We start from the raw sequence: 17,035 nt of genomic DNA on the forward strand, positions 1-17,035 counted from the left end.
TTAGCGTTCCTTTGATCCAAAGAAAAGCTAGCGTCGTTTCTAATGGTGGCGATTACACCAACTCTTTTGTTTTTAATGAAGGGGCTAGCCATTTTAAGGTGTTTTTTAATTACGGGTGGGTGTTTTAGGGTGAGAAAATATTAGAGGGCTTGATTTTAATCAAGCGATAATCTCATTGTAATGTGCGGAGTTAGGGGGTTTTAATGAGGTTGCAGAGAGGAATTATACCCCCACCCCCTTAAGAGTTTTACAACAAAATGAAATCTAAAACAACAAGTTCAAAAATCTTTGCAAAAATCTTTGAATGTTAAGAATCTCATCACCACCAAAAATCCACCAACGCCAGGCGTTAAACCCTTACAACAAATAGTGCTAAAACACCCCATTAAGACTTAGATAATCACACTTCCTTTAATTTTTTAGCTTCTTCCCTTGTTTCACGAAATTCCTCTATATTTTCTCATTCTAATTTTAGGTTCAATATAGTTTCTTTTTTTAAACATGGTCTGATGAAAATCGGCTAAATCTTGGTGGAATGATTCAAAGGTTTGCGCATCCTTCATGCTGTGGGCGACACTTCGGTATCACTGGATTTGCGGTAAATTGGCGCCATTAAAAGCGATGTAATAAAGGCAATTAAAGAAACTATGAGGATATAAAAGCTTAAACCATAACTTTGCAAACTTTCAGGTGCTGCTATGGCTTTTGCATTCAACCAGCTTGAAAGTTGAGGGGTAAAGCCAGCGGTTATAGCATAGGCTATGTTATAAGCAAAGGAAATCCCGCTAAAACGGATTTTGGCGCTAAACACATCGCTCATGAAAATGGGGCAAAAATTCATAATGCCCGCGCAAAAGCAAGCTAAAAAGTATAAAACTATGGTATTGACTAAACTTGGCGCGTTAGAATAAAATTCCTTAAAGAATAAAAAGCCAAAAAAGGCAAAGGCCACGCTAAAAGCCATGCAAACTTTGTGCGGTTTGATTTTATCAGCCAAAAACCCGGTTAAAATAATAGAACTTACAATACCAACAAGTCCTAAAATTTGAAAATAGGTTTTTTCAAACGGAGTGAAATGAAAATTGGGATGCGTAAGGGTAAAATTGGGAACAAAAAGGATAAAAATCAAAATACAAGCGGTTAAAACCCAAGTGATAAGCATGGAGATTGATATACCAAAGAGGGAATTTTTAAACACCTCTTTAAGCGGGAATTTGACTAAGGCATCGTCCTGCTTCATTTGCTGAAAAACAGGAGTTTCTTCTAAAAAGCGCCTCAAATAAACAGAAATGATGCCAAAAATCCCTCCAAGCCCAAAAGCAACCCTCCAGCCCAAGCTTCAACAACAGGCTTGTCAAAAACCATGTAAATCCCGATATAAACCAAACTCCCAAGCAAAATCCCAGAAACTACAGAAGCGGTTAAAAAACCAATATAAGTGTTTTTTTGTCCTTGTGGGGCATGTTCATGGACAAAAACCCAAGCGCCAGGCAATTCACCACCCACAGCGACGCCTTGACAAATCCTAACAAACACCAAAAAAACAGGAGCTATGTAACCAAGATAATGAGCGTTTTTTAGGCTAAGTCCCATGCTATCCACGCCAAAACCCACAAAATGATCAAAAGTTGGCATCAAAGCTAACGCAAAGGTTGGGATCACCATCAATAAAATAGAGAGCATGAACATGTTTTTACGACCGAATTTATCCCCAAAGTGGGCCATCACTATTCCGCCAAGCGGGCGCGCTAGATAACCTGCAGCAAAGATACCATAAGTATTGATTTCAGACCAAATAGGGCTGAGGGTGTTTGGGAAAAAGTGTTTGGCAATGATACTTGTAAAAAATACAAAGATAATAAAATCGTAAAATTCTAAAGTCCCACCAAGCGAAGACAACCCTAAGGTTTTTACCTCTTTTTTGCCTAAATGTTTTATTGATTATCCTTTCAATAAGGCTATCGCCCTTTTAAATTTTTCATTTTGAAACTAAGATGGATAAGATTGATTTTATATAACTATCTCACACCTTAAGAGCATTTTTTAGATAACAAATATTAAATAAAATTTGATTAGCACTCAAAAAGTGAATCATTCTATCTTTTTTATCATTAAACATCACTTAAACAAGTTTAAATTTTATTTACTTGTTTTATTAAAACGCTTACTTAAATTATATCAGCCACGAAAACACTCCTATTTAAGACTTAGACAATAATGCTTCTTTTAACCTTTTAATGATAGCTTCTTCTCTTTTTTCACGAAATTCCTTGATGTTTTCCCATTCTAATTTTAGGGTAGGGTCAATATAATTTTTTCTTTTATACTCTTCTATGGCTTGTTGATTATCTTTATATTCTTCTTTGAGCCATATTTCGGGGTCTTTATTCTTTTTAACCTTGTTCTCTTGGCCTTCGAAAAGCTGGAGATTGAATAAATAATCCTTCCACCCATAGAAATCTTGATTTAATTTTTTATTTTTCTTATTAAACTTGGACTTTGGATAAATATGGTCTGTATGAAAAGTGGTGGTTTTGTAGTTCAGGTGTGGGTATAAGATTTGCAAGATAGGAAAGACTAAAGCATGGCTACTAGAACACATCATTTCTTCTATAGCATCGTTAGTGATTTTTAAAGGGCATGTTTGGTGTTTGGCTAAATTGTGGTTGAATGATTCAAAGGTTTTCACATCCTTCATGCTATTGGCTATGTTGTTTAATTTTGTATCCGTTGAAGGAGTGAAATAACTCGTGATTTGAGCGTTGCGGACAAATTTTAGGGCTTGTTCTTTATCGTTCTCATTCATTTTTGAATTTAAAAAATAAAAATAGGCTAAACTGGATAGGATATAAGCTGAACCCAGATAGCCCGCATAACCAAAAGTTTCTAATAGTTCTGCAGCGTTATAAATGCTATCTGTGATTTTTTCCCAATTTTCTTCAATCTCTTTGATATTCTTTTTATTAAAATTTTTTAATTTAAACTCAGTGTTGCTACCAACTAGAAGCAAACAAGTTTTTAGCACCTGGTCTTGCCCCATGTTTGAAAAGCCTTTGTCTTTTAAAGCATCCACTAGCTCTTTCATTCTTTCTCTAATATCGCTTGAAAAACTTGCTGTCAAAATAGACATCAATAAATCTGAATAGCTTAACTTGACCCCGCCACTATTGACACGGATAAAGATATTTAAAAACTTTATCAAGATCTTTTTCTGTTTCTTCAAAAAATGAAATGAGCTTTTCGGTGCAAAAAGCTTTGTTTAGCTTTTCTAATAATTTCAATCTATCACCTTTTAAATCATGTTCTTGCGCATAATCCCAAACACTTTCCAACTTTAAAATATCCCCCACCTTAAACCAGAAATGATCTTTATCATTCTCAGGCTTTTTGGCATGAAACTCAAACTGGTAATTGTCTTCTGGGTTGTCCATGCTTGGCTGGTGTTTTAAATTCAAATACAAACGCTTCTCTTCATAAGCGTTAGGGTTGTTGGTTTTAGCGTTCTTTTTCTTAAGCGTTGCCTTTAAGCCCGATATAAAGCGAGGTTAAACGCTGTTGGCCATCTAGGACAATATACAAATCATCACGCCTGATTTGTTCAATATAGATTTTTTCATTGTGAGGCTCTCGCTCATCGTAATTTGTAATGAATTTATAGAGTTGGAAATTGAGTTTCTTCTCGTCTTGTTCGTCGCTCTTGGCTATATCCTCTTTTTGCAATTTCCAAAATAAAAAAGAGCCAATAGGGTAACCCCTGAGAATGGAGTCAAAAAGTTGCTCTATCTTTTTTTCATCGGCTTTTTTGAGCCACACATATTCACGCTGAATGTCAGGCAAAAAATAACGAACATTCAATTCATCTACCACATTTTTAATGCTATTATCCAAAAACACACCCATGAGAATTTCCTTATTTTGTATTATTTAGGCTGTATTATAATCAAATATTAGAATGAGCCAACCTAATTTAAGATTTTTTCCACGCGCTTTTGGATCACTTCTAAAACCAAGCAAAAAAGCCAGTAAATCAAAGCGGCTTCCAAATAAATAGGCAAAAAGTCATAGCTGGCGTTCGCTTTTTGTTGCGCGATCCTAAAAACCTCTGCAATAGTTACCACAGAAGCTAAAGAAGTTTCTTTAAAAAGGCTGATGAAAGTGTTACTCAAGCTTGGCGTGGCGACTTTGAGCGCTTGAAAAAAGATGACATGCCAAAAGGTTTGCAAGTAGTTCAAGCCCAAACTCAAGCTTGAATCCCATTGATCTTTAGGGACAGAAAGAAAGCTCGCCCTTAAAGTCTCTGAAGCGTATGCCCCCACATTAAAAGAAAACGCAATAATGCCTGCCGGGATTGGATCCATATAAACCCCAAGAGCGGGCAAACCATAAAACACCACCACAATTTGGACCAATAAAGGCGTGCCTCTAATGATTGACACATAAAAATTCACGCCCGCTAATAAAGCCTTATGCATGAAATGTTTAGGGGGAGCGATTTTAATGAGGGCCACCACAATAGCAATGAATAAGCCTAAAATAAAAGAGATAACCGCTAAAGGCAAAGAAATGCAAAAAGCGGCTTTTAGCATGGGGTAGAAAGCCTCTAATAATAATTCCAAACGCTCCTTGCTTAAATCTAAAGATTCAAAAAACAAAGACAGATTAGGGCTGGCTGACATCTTTTCCAAAAAATTGTTCGCCCAAGCGTTTTAAAACCCCTTTGTTGATCAATCTTTGCATCGCTTGGTTGATAAGCTCTAAAGCTTTTTCTTGGTGCTTGTTAATAACAAAGGAAGCGCCCCCATCTTTTTCTTTGGACTCCCATGCGATTTTAAAGGGGCTGTTTTTATGGGTGTTTAGGTAGTTTAAGATCGCTAAAGAACTATTTAAGGTCAAATCGGCTCGTTTTTGCACCACTAACAACAAGGCTTGCGCCATAGAATCCACCGAAACGATTTGAGCGTCGTATTTAAAAGCGATTTCCCCATAAGTGGAGCTTAAAGTGTTAGCCGCCTTTAAGCCCTTGATGTCTTTAATGTCTTTAATGCGGTTTTCATCTTTTCTAACTAACATGATGGTGCCTGAATAGCTATAAGGCAAGCTTTTATCAAAAGCCGCTTGGCGTTTTTTAGTCGTCAAACTCACTTGGTTAGCGACCATATCAAAACGCCCCGATTTCAAACCTGTCAGCATGATATCCCATGAAGTTTCGTGGAATTTGATTTTCACGCCAAGCTCTTTAGCCAACTCCCTAGCCACTTCCACATCATAGCCGGTGAGCTTGCCCTCTTTATCATGGTAAGTGAAAGGGGGGTAAATGCCTTCTGTGCCAACGCTGATCGTTTCTTTATTAATAAGTTTTTCATACAAACTAGAAGCGTTCAAAAAACCCCAAAAAAAGCTTATTACCAATAAAAAGAGAAATAAAACTTTTTTCATTTTATATTTTAATCCTAAATTTTTTAAAGCATTCTAACACAAAATAAAAATTTTGCATGGTTTGATTTTAAATATAGACACGCTCCAAGCGTTTAGATAGGGTGCTGATGGTTTCATAAGCAATGGTGTTTAAAAGTGCAGCGATTTCGCTTGCGTCATTAGCTTTAGCGCTTTTATCCCCAAATAAGATGACCTCATCGCCCTCTTTGGCTTCAATATCATTGAGTTTGACAAAGCACTGATCCATGCACACCTTGCCAATAAGAGGGGCTAATTGGTTATTGATCGCTACTTGAATGCGATTGCCTAAAGCGCGCACCAACCCGTCCGCATACCCTAGAGCTAAAACGCCCACTAAAGTTTCTTCATTGGTGTAAAAATGCTCGCCATAGCCAATAAATTCGCCTTTTTTGACTCGTTTGATTTGAACGATTCGCGCCTTTAAACTGATAACATTTTTTAATATCGTTTGAGACGACTCTTTCATTTCATTAGAAGGGTAAAAACCATAGAGCATGATACCTGGGCGATAGAGGTTTAACAAACGATTTTCATTCCCGTTACACAAAGAAAGGATGCCGGCAGAATTGTAGGCATGGCGGTATTGAAACTCTATTTTTTGATCCAAAAGCTGCTCTAAAAAAGCGTTAAAGGCTTTCATTTGGTTTTTAGCATGGGTTTTAATCTTAGCATCAGCGTTGCTTAAATGCGTGAATATCCCCTCTATTTCCAAGCCCTTTAAAGCGCGGATTTTTTTAATGATTTCTATGCTTTTAAAATTAGGCTCTAAGCCTAAGCGGTGCATGCCGGTATCAATTTTGAGATGCACTTTTAAGCGTTTTTGAGATTTTAAAGCCATTTGAGAAAAAACTTCCGCTTGTTCAAGGCTAAAAACCATAGCGCTCAAATCGTTATCAATCAGCATGGAAGCGTTAGAATTAGGACTATAGCCTAAAATCAAAATGGGGGTTTTAGGGAAATGAGAACGCAACTCTAAAGCTTCATCTAAGGCCGCTACCCCTAAATAATTAGCCCCTTCTTGTAAGAAAATTTCGCTCGCTTTAATCGCTCCTGCCCCATAAGCGTTCGCCTTGACAACCGCCATGACACAAGCGTCTTTAGGGACAATGCTTTTGACTGCATGAAAATTATGCCTTAAAGAAGCGGTATCCACTTCTACAAAACTCGCCCTTTTTAACATGCCATCTTACTTGTTAGAATGCTTGCTAAAATACCAACGAGTTTCAGAATAAACCACTTTATGCAATAAAATCAAAGCGATTAAATTAGGGATAGCCATAAGCCCGTTAGAAAGATCCGCTAAATTCCACACAAAATCAATTTTAGCCATAGCCCCCACCATCACGCTCGCTAAAAAGATCAAGCGGTAATATTTCACTTTTTTTTCACCAAAGGCGTATTCCGTGCATTTTTCCCCATAATAAGCCCAACCAATAATTGTAGAGTAGGCAAAAAAGATCATGGTCAAAAAAATCACCACCGCCCCTAATGAGCCTAGAAAATACTCCGTGCTTTTTAAAGTGAGCAAATTAGCACTCAATTTCGTGCCATCAGTGAGCAAGGTGTTGTATTCTGGCGCCATTAAAATCACGCTCGCTGTTGCCGAACACACTATTAAGGTTACAATAAAAGTTTGGAGCATGGACACTAAGGCTTGACGCACCGGGTGGCGCGTTTGAGCGCTTGCGGCAATAATGGCTGAGCTCCCTAACCCCGCTTCATTAGAATACAACCCCCTAGCCACGCCCGTTTTTATCATCGTCGCTACCAACGCGCCGCTCGCTCCGCCCACAACGGGTTTAGGGTTAAAGGCTTCTTCAAAAATGAGTTTGATCGCTTGAAGGGCTAAATCAAAATGGCTAACAATAATATAAATAATAGCGATCAAATATAAAAGCACCATCACAGGAGCTAAGTAAGAAGTGAATTTACCAATGGATTTAATCCCCCCTATGACAATGAAAGCGGTTAAAATCGTGAGCAATAAGCCTGAAACCCAAGTAGGCAAGTTTGCTTGTTCGCTCAAAATGGAAGAAACCGCATTGGATTGCGTCATGTTACCGGTGCCAATGCTTGCAATAATCGTAAAAATCGCAAACGCCATGGCGAGTTTGGGCATGTTAAGGCCGTTTTTGATGTAATACATAGGCCCTCCCTTGTATCCAAACGCTCCTTTTTCCCTGTATTTCACCGCTAAAATCCCCTCAGAATACTTAGTCGCCATACCAACAAGCCCAGTAACCCACATCCAAAACACCGCTCCTGGCCCTGCAATGCTGATAGCAGTCGCTACGCCTACGATACTCCCAATGCCTACAGTCGCCCCCAAAGAGAGCATGAGAGCGGAAAATTGCGAAATGTCGCCCTTAGATTGGGACTCTTTGTCAAAAAGGATTTTGATCGCATAAAAAATCTTACTGAATTGCAAACCCCTAAGATAAAAGGTTAAAAACAAACCGGTGCCTACTAATAAGATTTGCATGGGAATCCCCCACACCAAATTGGATAATAAACGCACCACCGAATCAATCGTTTCCATAAAAACTCCTCAATAAACTAGGGGTTAAAAAAGAAATTCCTTAATCCCTAAAAAATGCAGAAAAAAGCATAATATCGGCATTTTTTTCATTCGCTCCGTCTTGGCTTAAATTGGCGATGATTTTACCAATGGCCGGGCCAAAAGTGATGCCAAGCCACCCCAGCCCTGTCGCATGGATTAAGTTTTTATAGCGTTTGTCATAGCCCAAATAAGGAATATCGTTAGGGGTTAAGGGCCTGAAACCGCACCATTCTGTGGCGTCTTTCATTTCAAAAGGCTGCGTGAAAGCGGCTAAATTCTTTTTCATGTTAGCGATTTGCTCTTTATCAATGAGAGCGTTATTGGTGTTTAATTCTAATTTAGAAGTGATCCTTACAGTGTCTCTTCGTGGGGTCATTGCCATGAAAATATCCGCAAATAAAGAAGAAGTCTTGGGTTTTAATTCTTCAGGCATTTTAAAGGTGATGCTATAGCCTTTAGCCCCCATCATTAAAAAATCGTTCTTGGTTTTTTTAATGAGAGTGGGGTTAGCCCCAGTGGCTAGAATGATTGTTTCTGCTTGGATTTTTTCCTTATGCGTGATAACGCCATCAATAAGGTTTTTTTTAAATTCAAAATCAACAACCTCTTCATTATAAAGAAACTCCACGCCCGCATTTTGTAAATATTCTTGCAAAGAGCGCATCACTTCGCCCGGATCCACATGCGCGTTTTCGGTTAAAAGCACGCTCCCGCAGATATTGTCATTAACAATGGGCATGTATTCTTTGGTCTCTTTAGCACTAAGGATTTTATAAGCACCGCTGTCATCGCAAGTTTTAAGCTTTTTTTCAAAACTTTCTTCTAGAGTGTAGATCATTAAAAGTCCGTCTTCTTTATACCAAAAGTCCATGCCGTCTTTTAGCATTTGATGATACATATCAATACTCAGCCACCCGTAGCGTTCAAACAACGCCATGGTGCGGTGCGTGGATTTGGCGTTCGCGCTTTTTACAAATTTTAAAATCCATTGATAGAGCTTCAAGTTAAGCCCAAAATGGAATTTTAAAGGGGCTTGGTTTTTGAGCATGAGCTTTAGGGTGTCTAACACCACACCAGGACATGAGAGTGGGGCTTTTTTAAATGCAGAAATAAGCCCGGCATTCCCAAAAGAAGTGCCGTTTGCGCCATCGTTTTTTTCAATCACGCAGACCTTATGCCCTAACTTGTGCATAGAATACGCGCAAGAAAGCCCTACAATCCCACCGCCTATGACCACGACTTCTTTTTTCATGCTGATAGTCCCTTTAATAAATTACTTAATGGCTATCGCTTCAATTTCTACTAAAGCGTCTTTAGGCAGTTTAGCCACTTGAAAGGTCGCTCTGGCCGGATAAGGCTCTGTAAAATAACTCCCATAGATTCCATTCACCACCGAAAAATCGTCTAAATTTTTCAATAAGATAGTCGTTTTAACCACGCTATCCATCCCTAGCCCCACTTCTTTTAAAATCGCTTTGATATTTTCCATGGATTGCGTGGTTTGAGAATGAATGTCCGCGCCTTTAAATTCGCCGGTGCTCGCGTCAATGCCTAATTGCCCAGAGACAAAAACAAGATCGTTAGTAGCGATAGCTTGAGAGTAAGGGCCTATAGCCTTTGGGGCTAACGCTGAATGGATGACTTCTTTCATGATTGAAACTCCTATGATTATGTGTTATGCCAGCTATTATTATGCAATCAAATTAAAAAGAAATAAAAAATGAGCGCAAAACGCCATGAATTTTCATCTTATTATAAGGTATTGTATATTTTTTACCCATATTTAGAAATTCTTAAACGGGTTTTGTTTGAATGGAAACTCAAAACATTCATTGTTCATTTTTTAAATAAAAGGGGTTTTGGCTGTTTTGATTGGTTTTAAAATCAGTTTTGAAATTTTTCATAAGCCCTTGACTTTTATTATTGAGTTTAGATAAAATAACAATCGTCTTTTTGAATAAAGAGTGCGGGAATAGCTCAGTGGTAGAGCACGACCTTGCCAAGGTCGGGGCCGCGGGTTCGATCCCCGTTTCCCGCTCCATATTGATTTAACTTCTAGAGCATGGTTTCTATTTAGTTTGCCCAGGTGGTGGAATTGGTAGACACAAGGGACTTAAAATCCCTCGGTAGCAATACCGTGCCGGTTCAAGTCCGGCTTTGGGCACCATTTTTGAGTGCGATTTGATTTTATTTTTTGAATACGCTAGTGTTAAAATTTAAGGCGACATAGCCAAGTGGTAAGGCATGAGTCTGCAAAACTTTGATCCCCCGGTTCGAATCCGGGTGTCGCCTCCATATTGTAGTCATTTAGGGACTTTTGTAAGGGACTTTTATGAAAATAGCGGGAGATGGCTGAGTGGTTGAAAGCGGCGGTCTTGAAAACCGTTGAGGGTCATACCTCCGGGGGTTCGAATCCCTCTCTCCCGGCCACTTGATTGAATCCTTTAAGCGATTGGTTTTGGCAAATTCATCTCTTCTTTTAACAAAGAATTTTGTGAATATTGATTGTCTCTTTTAATTGAAATTTAAGGATTGATTTAAAGGATTTTATTCGGTGGGATTGTCAGCATCAAGCCTCATTGTTCCTCTTAGCGTTATTTTAATGGTGGTTTTCACTAAAAGAGTCGCGCTCTCGTTGTTTGTGGGCATTTTAGTGAGCGCTGTTTTAATGCATTCGTTACACCTTTCCCAACTCGTAGAATATATTTATCATAAAATCACTTCCGTTTTTTACACTTATAAGCCAGAAAAGGGGCTTAATTTCAATCTTTCCAACCTTTATGTTTTTGGGTTTTTAATCTTTTTAGGCGTCTTAAGCCAAGTGATTTTAAAATCCGGTAGCGTGCAAAACTTTGTCAAAAAAGCTAAAAAATACTCAAAAAACGCCAAAACCCCCGAATTTATCGCTTTTTTTTCAGGCATTATTATTTTTGTAGATGATTATTTTAACGCCCTAACCGTGGGGCAAATCTCAAAATCTTTAAACGACGCTCATAACTCCACACGAGAGCGCTTGGCTTATATCATAGATTCCACTTCAGCGCCGGTGTGCTTATTAGTCCCTATTTCTAGCTGGGGGGCGTATATTATGGGGATCATGAATAACGACAGCTCGCCCTTATTAAAAGATAGTTTTTCGGTGCTTGTGCAAAGCTTGAGCAGTAATTATTATGCGATTTTTGCGCTCATTGCAGTCTTTCTCACTATTTTATGGCAAATCAATCTCCCTAGCATGAGGAAGTATCAAAACATAGGCGTGAAGGATTTTTATAGCGAACAAGAAGAAAGCTCTTCAAAACTAGCCCCATTAAGCCTGTTACCCCTTTCTATTTTATTATTGATCGTGTCCATTTCATCATTGATTTTTTATACAGGAGTGATCTTAAAAAACACTGATGCGAGTTTTTCGCTCTTTTATGGGGGATTGTTTTCGCTCATTATCACCTATCTTTTAGCCTATAAGTTTTTAGAAAAAGGGAGCTTTTTTAAACTCATATTGGATGGCTTTAAGAGTGTGGGGCCGGCGATACTAGTCTTAACGCTCGCTTGGGCTATTGGGCCTGTGATCAGAGATGACGCTCAAACAGGGCTTTACTTGGCCCACATCAGCAAGGGATTTTTAAATAGCGGGGGAGGCGCGTATATGCCTTTAATCTTTTTTTTAATCTCTGGGTTTATCGCTTTTTCTACCGGCACAAGCTGGGGGGCGTTTGCGATCATGCTGCCCATTGGAGCGGGCATGGCCAATGAAAGCGATATTATTTTGATTGTTTCAGCGATCCTCTCAGGCGCGGTTTATGGCGATCACACAAGCCCCATTTCTGACACGACTATACTATCGGCTACGGGGGCAGGGTGTTCGGTGCAAAGCCATTTTATCACGCAACTCCCTTATGCGACTATTGCGATGCTTTGCAGCGCGGTGAGTTTGGGGGTGGCAAGTTTTATACATTCTCGCTCGCTCGCGCTTGTAATCGGTGTGGCTTTGCTTGTGGGGGTGTTTTATCTTTTAAAAAGGTTGTATGGTGAAAACTAAAAACTTGAATATTGATTGAAGTAAAAATTAAAAATCCCATTTTTTAAAATTAAAATAAGGTTTTAGCGATCCATGTTGGATTAAAAAAGAGTCTTATTTCATTATCAATCAATTAAAAAAAGTTATTCAAAAATAACTATCAATTATAAAAATCTTCACAAACCTCTAAATCGTAACGCTTTTTAAAAAAATACATTTTTTTTAATTTTTTAATCAACCATTAAGGTGTTTTAGGTTAAATTTCCTTATCTGTTAAACATACGGATAATGTTATATCTAAGGAAAGAAAATGGGGTTAGGACACTAATAAGTTTAGGGATTTTGTTAAGCGTTTTGAATGGCGATGATCTGAGATTGTATTCAAAGCCTTTAGTCTATTCGGCTGGAAGTGGGATTATTGGGATTGATATTGACAAACGGACATTTTACAAACGAGCGTTCGCTTTCACGATGAAATCGTTGTTCGGTGAAAACTTGCTTTTGTTTGTCAAATTAAAGCATTCTGCGTTGACGAGCAAACACATGAAAGGGCCTTTGGAAAACCGCCATCACCATTCTTTCACTAAAAATTATGAAAAAGCGGTTAATGGTTGTCAAAAGTATTTCCATATCAAATTGCCTGAAGGCGCTCCTAGCAACTTCAAATCAGGTTCATACATGGCCACTATGGTGGTGCGTTTTTAAAGCGTTATTTGGAGGTATTCTTTAATACCATTATCATCTTTTTCTTATTATCTTTTAAGAACACAAATTTAGCTTTTTTAAATCTTCTTAGGATTTTTTATCCCACTAGTGCGAAAAACCCTGTCCTTTAGGGCGCAAGAAGCACATAGCCGTTAGGCTAAAAGAGGTTAAAATCCCCCTAGTCTTTTATAGGGTAGGAAATGTCCATGCAGACTTTAAAAAACAAAGCCTTTCGTGTTAGCGTTCAATGTTTAGTTAGGAAGCTTCTTTCTTTAGAAAGGAACACTCTCACATTGATTGAGTGGGGTATTTTCAAGATATGGATAAAAATTCGTAGAAGAAAAATAAAAAAGCTCTGTTTTCATCAAATACGGGTTACTAAAACTTTTTATGGCGGGTTAAAGCGTATTTTTGGCTTTGGTTGTTTCTTTTAGGATTAGTTTCATCAAGGTTTAAAGCATTAGCGTCTTTCCTCTTATCATTTGGCGCTAAAAGCGACTCCATTAGCCCATTCCTTGAATTTTTTGTAACCATCTATTTTTATCTGCCCTAAAAATATGAAGCCAAACAACCCCCCTACAAAAACGCTTCTAATTTATAAGCTTTTTTATGCTCTTGTTTCAAATCCATGTAAGCGTTTAAAAGCATGTATTCTTCAAAGGATAAAACCGCTAGATGCTCCTTAGCGAGATCGTTCATTTCTAATTCTAACAACACGAATAAAAAGGCTTTTTGCGCCTTATCGTCTTCTTGGCTTAAAATCTCAAAAAACTGGAACCATTGATCGGGGACAAGAAATTTTTGCGCTTTTTGCGCGAGCTTTAAATAATCATTCTTGTCATAACCCACCTTTTTGCAAAGCTCTGAAATTTTTAAAGTGTCTGTGTTTAAAGATTTTTCAAAAAAGGCTTTTAAAAAAGACTTCACGCACTCTTTGTCCAAGTTATCTTGCATCGCATTCAAAGCCTTTAAAACCTCTTTTTTGCTGCCTTTTTGGGCGATTTCTATAAAAGCGTAGCGGCGTAATTCCAAAGGGATTTGCACGTTTGTTAAAACTTCAAAGGCGTTTTTTAAATCGTTATGGATGAAAGCCTTCAAGCGTTTAGAAAAATAAGCATGCTCATAAGCCAACGAATGCTTAGCGTGATCTTTAGGCTCAAGGGTGTTGTTTTCTATATTGTGGTAATGTTTAAAAAGGTTATCCACTTTTTCGCACCCGCTACTTGGCGTGTTTAAATCAGCCTTTAAATCATAGCGGGCTAAGATTTGAGAGAGGTTTTTAGCGAGATCGCTTTTAAATTTCGTTTTTAAAAAAGTCTTTTGGGTGTCTTGAGACAGGATTTGTTTGAGCAATTTGTCAAAATCCCTTTTTTCGTGGTATAAGCGGATTTTATGGCTGAGATTGTGCTTGAATAAAAAAACCCATGAAAAAAAAGCGAACATGCCCAAAACGCCCATAAGCCATACCGCAATGGGAAGATTAAAGCTGTAACTCCCTAAATTGAAGGCGTAAGCTTGCGGATCAATACTATAAACAAACACGCCAAAACCCACAATAAATAAAAATGTAAAGATAATGTAAAAACGCATGCGCACCTCCTATTTATGGTATGGATGCCTAAAAATAATGCTTAAAGCCCTATAGATCTGCTCGCATAAGACAATTTTAGCCACTTCATGGCTAAAAGTCATCTCGCTCAAACTCCAAGCTTGACAATCCTTTAAAAAATTTTCTTCAAACCCATACGCTCCAGCGATAAAAAAATTAATATTAAGATGATTTTCTAACATTTTACTAAACGCAAAGCTATCGCCCCTTTGAGCTTTAGGGTGTAAGGCAATATTTTTTGCCTTAGGGTTTAAATACGGCTCAAAGGCTAGAGAGTAGCTTTTTTGAGCGAGTTCTTTAGAAACTTTTTGAGCGTTTGCGGTATTTTTAGGGAACAAATCCACTAATTCCAGCTCGCAATCAAATCGCTTGCATTGCTTTTGATAGATGTTCACTAACTCTAGGGGCGAACTTTTAGCGATAGAATACACCACGCAACGCATCAATGTTAAAACTTTAAAAAATCTTTGAAGTCTTATGCGTCATCATAGCGATGAGATCGCTTAAAGTTTTTTTCAAATCCTTCCTATGCACAATCATATCAATCAAGCCATGCTCTAATAAAAATTCCGCTGTTTGAAAGCCCTCAGGCAAATCCGCCCCTATGGTTTGCTTGATCACCCTAGGCCCTGCAAAACCTATCATCGCCCCAGGCTCTGCGATGATGAGATCCCCTAAAAAAGCAAAAGACGCGCTAACGCCCCCATAAGTGGGATCGCTTAAGAGCGAAATGAAAGGGAGTTTAGCCTCACTCAATCGGTTCAAAGCCGCGCTCGTTTTAGCCATTTGCATGAGCGAATAAGTGGATTCTTGCATCCTAGCCCCCCCACTCGCTGAAACAATTAATAACGCTTCTTTTTTAGCGACCGCGCGATTGATCGCTCTTACAATCTTTTCGCCTTCCACAGAGCCTAAACTCCCTCCCATAAAGCTAAAATCAAACACCACGATCTGCAAAGGCATGCGGTTGATTTTAGCCTCACCGCTGATCACTGAGCTTGGGCGGTTAGTCCTTTTTTCGTATTTTTTAATGCGTTGCTTGTAGCTCTCTTTATCCACGAAATTTAAAGGATCATTAGGGCGTAAGTGTTTGTCAAACTCTTCAAAACTCCCCACATCGCATAAAAATTCAATCCTTTCAGTTGCGTTCATGCGGAAATGGTAATGGCATTTCAAACACACGCTGTATTTACTAAACACTTCTTTATGATACATTAACGCATAACATTTAGGGCATTTCACCCAATGGCTTGGCTGTTCTTCCTTACTTGGTGCTGTCCGCAATTTATTGATCTTAAAATTTTTAAAGAAATCTGCAAATCCCATGTTTTTCCTTAATTTTGCAGTTTTATTAGGATTGTATCCAAGTTTTGCTTATAATAAAACAAAATTAGTTTAAGAGTAGCGATGCAAGGGTTTCTTTTACAAACACAAAGCATAAGAGATGAAGATTTGATCGTGCGCGTTTTAACCAAAAACCAGCTCAAAACCCTCTATCGTTTCTATGGCAAACGCCATAGTGTGCTGAATGTGGGGCGTAAAATTGATTTTGAAGAAGAAAACGATGATAAGTTTTTACCCAAGTTAAGGAATATTTTGCATTTAGGCTATATTTGGGAAAGAGAAATGGAGCGCTTGTTTTTTTGGCAACGCTTTTGCGCTCTTTTATTCAAGCATTTAGAGGGCGTGCATTCTTTGGATAGCATCTATTTTGACACTTTAGATGATGGGGCTAGCAAACTCTCCAAGCAGCACCCCTTAAGAGTGATTTTAGAAATGTATGCAACGCTTTTGAATTTTGAAGGGCGCTTGCAAAGTTACAATTCTTGTTTTTTATGCGATGCAAAATTAGAGCGTTCTGTCGCTTTAGCGCAAGGGTTTATTCTAGCGCACCCCTCTTGTTTGAAAGCTAAAAGCCTGGATTTAGAAAAAATCCAAGCTTTTTTTCACACTCAAAGCACGATTGATTTAGAAATAGAAGAAGTGGAAGAATTGTGGCGCACGCTGAATTTAGGGTTTTGAAAGGTTAAAAATGAAATTTAAATTTTTGAATATGGACAATGAGAGCGGTTTTATTTTGATTGAAAAAGAATTGAAACGATTGGACATTCTCGCTCAAGTCAAAGAAGATGGCATTGAATTAAAAGGCGAGAATATCAAGCAAGCGAGAATTTATCTTCAAACGCTTTTTAACTCTAACATCGTGGAATTAGACGATAACCAAAAAAGCGCAAACGCTGTGATAGAGCGCTTGAAATCTTTAGGTTTAAAAATGGCGGTGGCTGAAAGCTGCTCTGGGGGGTTATTATCGCATGCATTCACTTCCATTAGCGGGGCTTCAGCGGTTTTTATGGGGGGCATTGTGTGTTACAATGAAGAGGTCAAGCGCGACTTATTGAAAGTCAATGCCACGACTTTAAAAGTCTTTGGGGTTTATAGCGAAGAATGCGTGAAAGAAATGCTATTAGGCGTGTTTTTAAATTTTAAAGTGGATTTAGCGTTAGCGATCAGTGGGGTGGCTGGCCCTAATGGGGGGAGTAAGGCTAATCCGGTAGGCACGATTTATATTGGTGCACAAAAGTTAGGATCTCAAGCTTTAATTGATCGCTGTTTTTTTAAAGGGGACAGAGAAAGCATTCAAAATAAAAGCGTAGAGCATGCCTTAAACATGCTCGCTAGAATGCTATAA

The 17,035-nt window shown here is 38.4% G+C and carries 18 protein-coding genes, 4 tRNA genes and 1 pseudogene; 8 read left to right on the plus strand and 15 right to left on the minus strand.

Annotation, left to right across the window (positions count from 1 at the left end; all coding sequences use genetic code 11):
• Window positions 1-559: 559 nt before the first annotated feature.
• The 11 genes and pseudogenes from H7N69_RS05300 to H7N69_RS07910 form a co-directional block, all read right to left on the minus strand.
• Window positions 560-1,938: pseudogene (locus H7N69_RS05300) on the minus strand (MFS transporter).
• 262 nt (window positions 1,939-2,200) lie between these two features.
• On the minus strand, window positions 2,201-3,130 hold the full coding sequence (locus H7N69_RS08090; protein WP_332246440.1) for a DUF262 domain-containing protein: 930 nt from the start codon (window positions 3,128-3,130) through the stop codon (window positions 2,201-2,203).
• Window positions 3,131-3,164: 34 nt separating this feature from the next.
• Entirely contained in the window at window positions 3,165-3,431 is a 267-nt protein-coding gene (locus H7N69_RS08095; RefSeq protein ID WP_332246441.1) for a hypothetical protein, read from the minus strand.
• Window positions 3,432-3,510: 79 nt separating this feature from the next.
• On the minus strand, window positions 3,511-3,900 hold the full coding sequence (locus tag H7N69_RS08100; protein ID WP_332246442.1) for a DUF262 domain-containing protein: 390 nt from the start codon (window positions 3,898-3,900) through the stop codon (window positions 3,511-3,513).
• A 62-nt stretch (window positions 3,901-3,962) separates the two neighbouring features.
• Entirely contained in the window at window positions 3,963-4,676 is a 714-nt protein-coding gene (locus tag H7N69_RS05310; RefSeq protein WP_187882555.1) for an amino acid ABC transporter permease, read from the minus strand.
• Window positions 4,660-5,436, minus strand: coding sequence for an amino acid ABC transporter substrate-binding protein (locus tag H7N69_RS05315; RefSeq protein WP_187885030.1), 777 nt, complete (start codon window positions 5,434-5,436; stop codon window positions 4,660-4,662). Before H7N69_RS05315 ends, H7N69_RS05310 begins: the two co-directional genes overlap by 17 nt.
• Window positions 5,437-5,503: 67 nt before the next feature.
• Window positions 5,504-6,637: an alanine racemase gene (gene alr, locus H7N69_RS05320; RefSeq protein WP_187885031.1), complete on the minus strand. Its 1,134-nt coding sequence runs from the start codon at window positions 6,635-6,637 to the stop codon at window positions 5,504-5,506.
• 6 nt (window positions 6,638-6,643) lie between these two features.
• Window positions 6,644-7,996, minus strand: coding sequence for an alanine/glycine:cation symporter family protein (locus H7N69_RS05325; RefSeq protein WP_187885032.1), 1,353 nt, complete (start codon window positions 7,994-7,996; stop codon window positions 6,644-6,646).
• 40 nt (window positions 7,997-8,036) lie between these two features.
• Complete coding sequence (locus H7N69_RS05330) at window positions 8,037-9,269, minus strand: NAD(P)/FAD-dependent oxidoreductase (protein WP_187885033.1); 1,233 nt, start codon at window positions 9,267-9,269, stop codon at window positions 8,037-8,039.
• Between the two features lie 21 nt (window positions 9,270-9,290).
• Window positions 9,291-9,668 carry a RidA family protein gene (locus H7N69_RS05335; RefSeq protein ID WP_187885034.1) on the minus strand — a complete coding sequence of 126 codons (378 nt, stop codon included), beginning with the start codon at window positions 9,666-9,668 and terminating at the stop codon, window positions 9,291-9,293.
• Between the two features lie 178 nt (window positions 9,669-9,846).
• A complete protein-coding gene (locus tag H7N69_RS07910; protein WP_232260212.1) occupies window positions 9,847-10,020 on the minus strand; it encodes a hypothetical protein in 174 nt (57 codons plus the stop codon).
• On the opposite strand from H7N69_RS07910, the gene H7N69_RS05340 reads away from it, so the two are divergent.
• The 6 genes from H7N69_RS05340 (at window position 9,984) to H7N69_RS05365 (ending at window position 12,737) form a co-directional block, all read left to right on the plus strand.
• Window positions 9,984-10,058, plus strand: a tRNA-Gly gene (locus H7N69_RS05340). The two genes, H7N69_RS07910 and H7N69_RS05340, sit on opposite strands and share 37 nt — an antisense overlap.
• 39 nt (window positions 10,059-10,097) lie before the next feature.
• Window positions 10,098-10,184 (plus strand) — tRNA-Leu (locus H7N69_RS05345).
• 53 nt (window positions 10,185-10,237) lie between these two features.
• A tRNA-Cys gene (locus tag H7N69_RS05350) sits at window positions 10,238-10,312 on the plus strand.
• Between the two features lie 47 nt (window positions 10,313-10,359).
• A tRNA-Ser gene (locus H7N69_RS05355) sits at window positions 10,360-10,447 on the plus strand.
• Between the two features lie 124 nt (window positions 10,448-10,571).
• Window positions 10,572-12,053, plus strand: coding sequence for a Na+/H+ antiporter NhaC family protein (locus H7N69_RS05360; protein ID WP_187885035.1), 1,482 nt, complete (start codon window positions 10,572-10,574; stop codon window positions 12,051-12,053).
• Between the two features lie 321 nt (window positions 12,054-12,374).
• A complete protein-coding gene (locus H7N69_RS05365) occupies window positions 12,375-12,737 on the plus strand; it encodes a hypothetical protein (protein ID WP_000953800.1) in 363 nt (120 codons plus the stop codon).
• A gap of 378 nt (window positions 12,738-13,115) precedes the next feature.
• Here H7N69_RS05365 and H7N69_RS08015 read toward each other — a convergent pair whose 3' ends face one another.
• The 4 genes from H7N69_RS08015 to accD all read right to left on the minus strand — a co-directional run bounded on the left by H7N69_RS08015 (window position 13,116) and on the right by accD (window position 15,672).
• Window positions 13,116-13,241: a hypothetical protein gene (locus tag H7N69_RS08015; RefSeq protein WP_269562627.1), complete on the minus strand. Its 126-nt coding sequence runs from the start codon at window positions 13,239-13,241 to the stop codon at window positions 13,116-13,118.
• 72 nt (window positions 13,242-13,313) lie between these two features.
• On the minus strand, window positions 13,314-14,327 hold the full coding sequence (locus H7N69_RS05370) for a LapA family protein (protein ID WP_187885036.1): 1,014 nt from the start codon (window positions 14,325-14,327) through the stop codon (window positions 13,314-13,316).
• Window positions 14,328-14,336: 9 nt separating this feature from the next.
• A complete protein-coding gene (gene rlmH, locus H7N69_RS05375) occupies window positions 14,337-14,789 on the minus strand; it encodes a 23S rRNA (pseudouridine(1915)-N(3))-methyltransferase RlmH (RefSeq protein WP_187885037.1) in 453 nt (150 codons plus the stop codon).
• 13 nt (window positions 14,790-14,802) lie between these two features.
• Window positions 14,803-15,672 carry an acetyl-CoA carboxylase, carboxyltransferase subunit beta gene (gene accD, locus H7N69_RS05380; RefSeq protein WP_000505060.1) on the minus strand — a complete coding sequence of 290 codons (870 nt, stop codon included), beginning with the start codon at window positions 15,670-15,672 and terminating at the stop codon, window positions 14,803-14,805.
• Window positions 15,673-15,753: 81 nt separating this feature from the next.
• Here accD and recO point away from each other — a divergent pair, with 81 nt between their 5' ends.
• Both recO and H7N69_RS05390 read left to right on the plus strand, forming a co-directional pair.
• Window positions 15,754-16,368 (plus strand): recombination protein RecO, encoded by a 615-nt coding sequence (gene recO / locus H7N69_RS05385; protein ID WP_187885038.1) that lies wholly within the window; start codon window positions 15,754-15,756, stop codon window positions 16,366-16,368.
• A gap of 10 nt (window positions 16,369-16,378) precedes the next feature.
• Window positions 16,379-17,035 (plus strand): CinA family protein, encoded by a 657-nt coding sequence (locus tag H7N69_RS05390; RefSeq protein WP_187885039.1) that lies wholly within the window; start codon window positions 16,379-16,381, stop codon window positions 17,033-17,035.

Origin of the sequence: Helicobacter pylori (assembly GCF_014497725.1) — a bacterium.
GTDB lineage: Bacteria > Campylobacterota > Campylobacteria > Campylobacterales > Helicobacteraceae > Helicobacter > Helicobacter pylori_DE.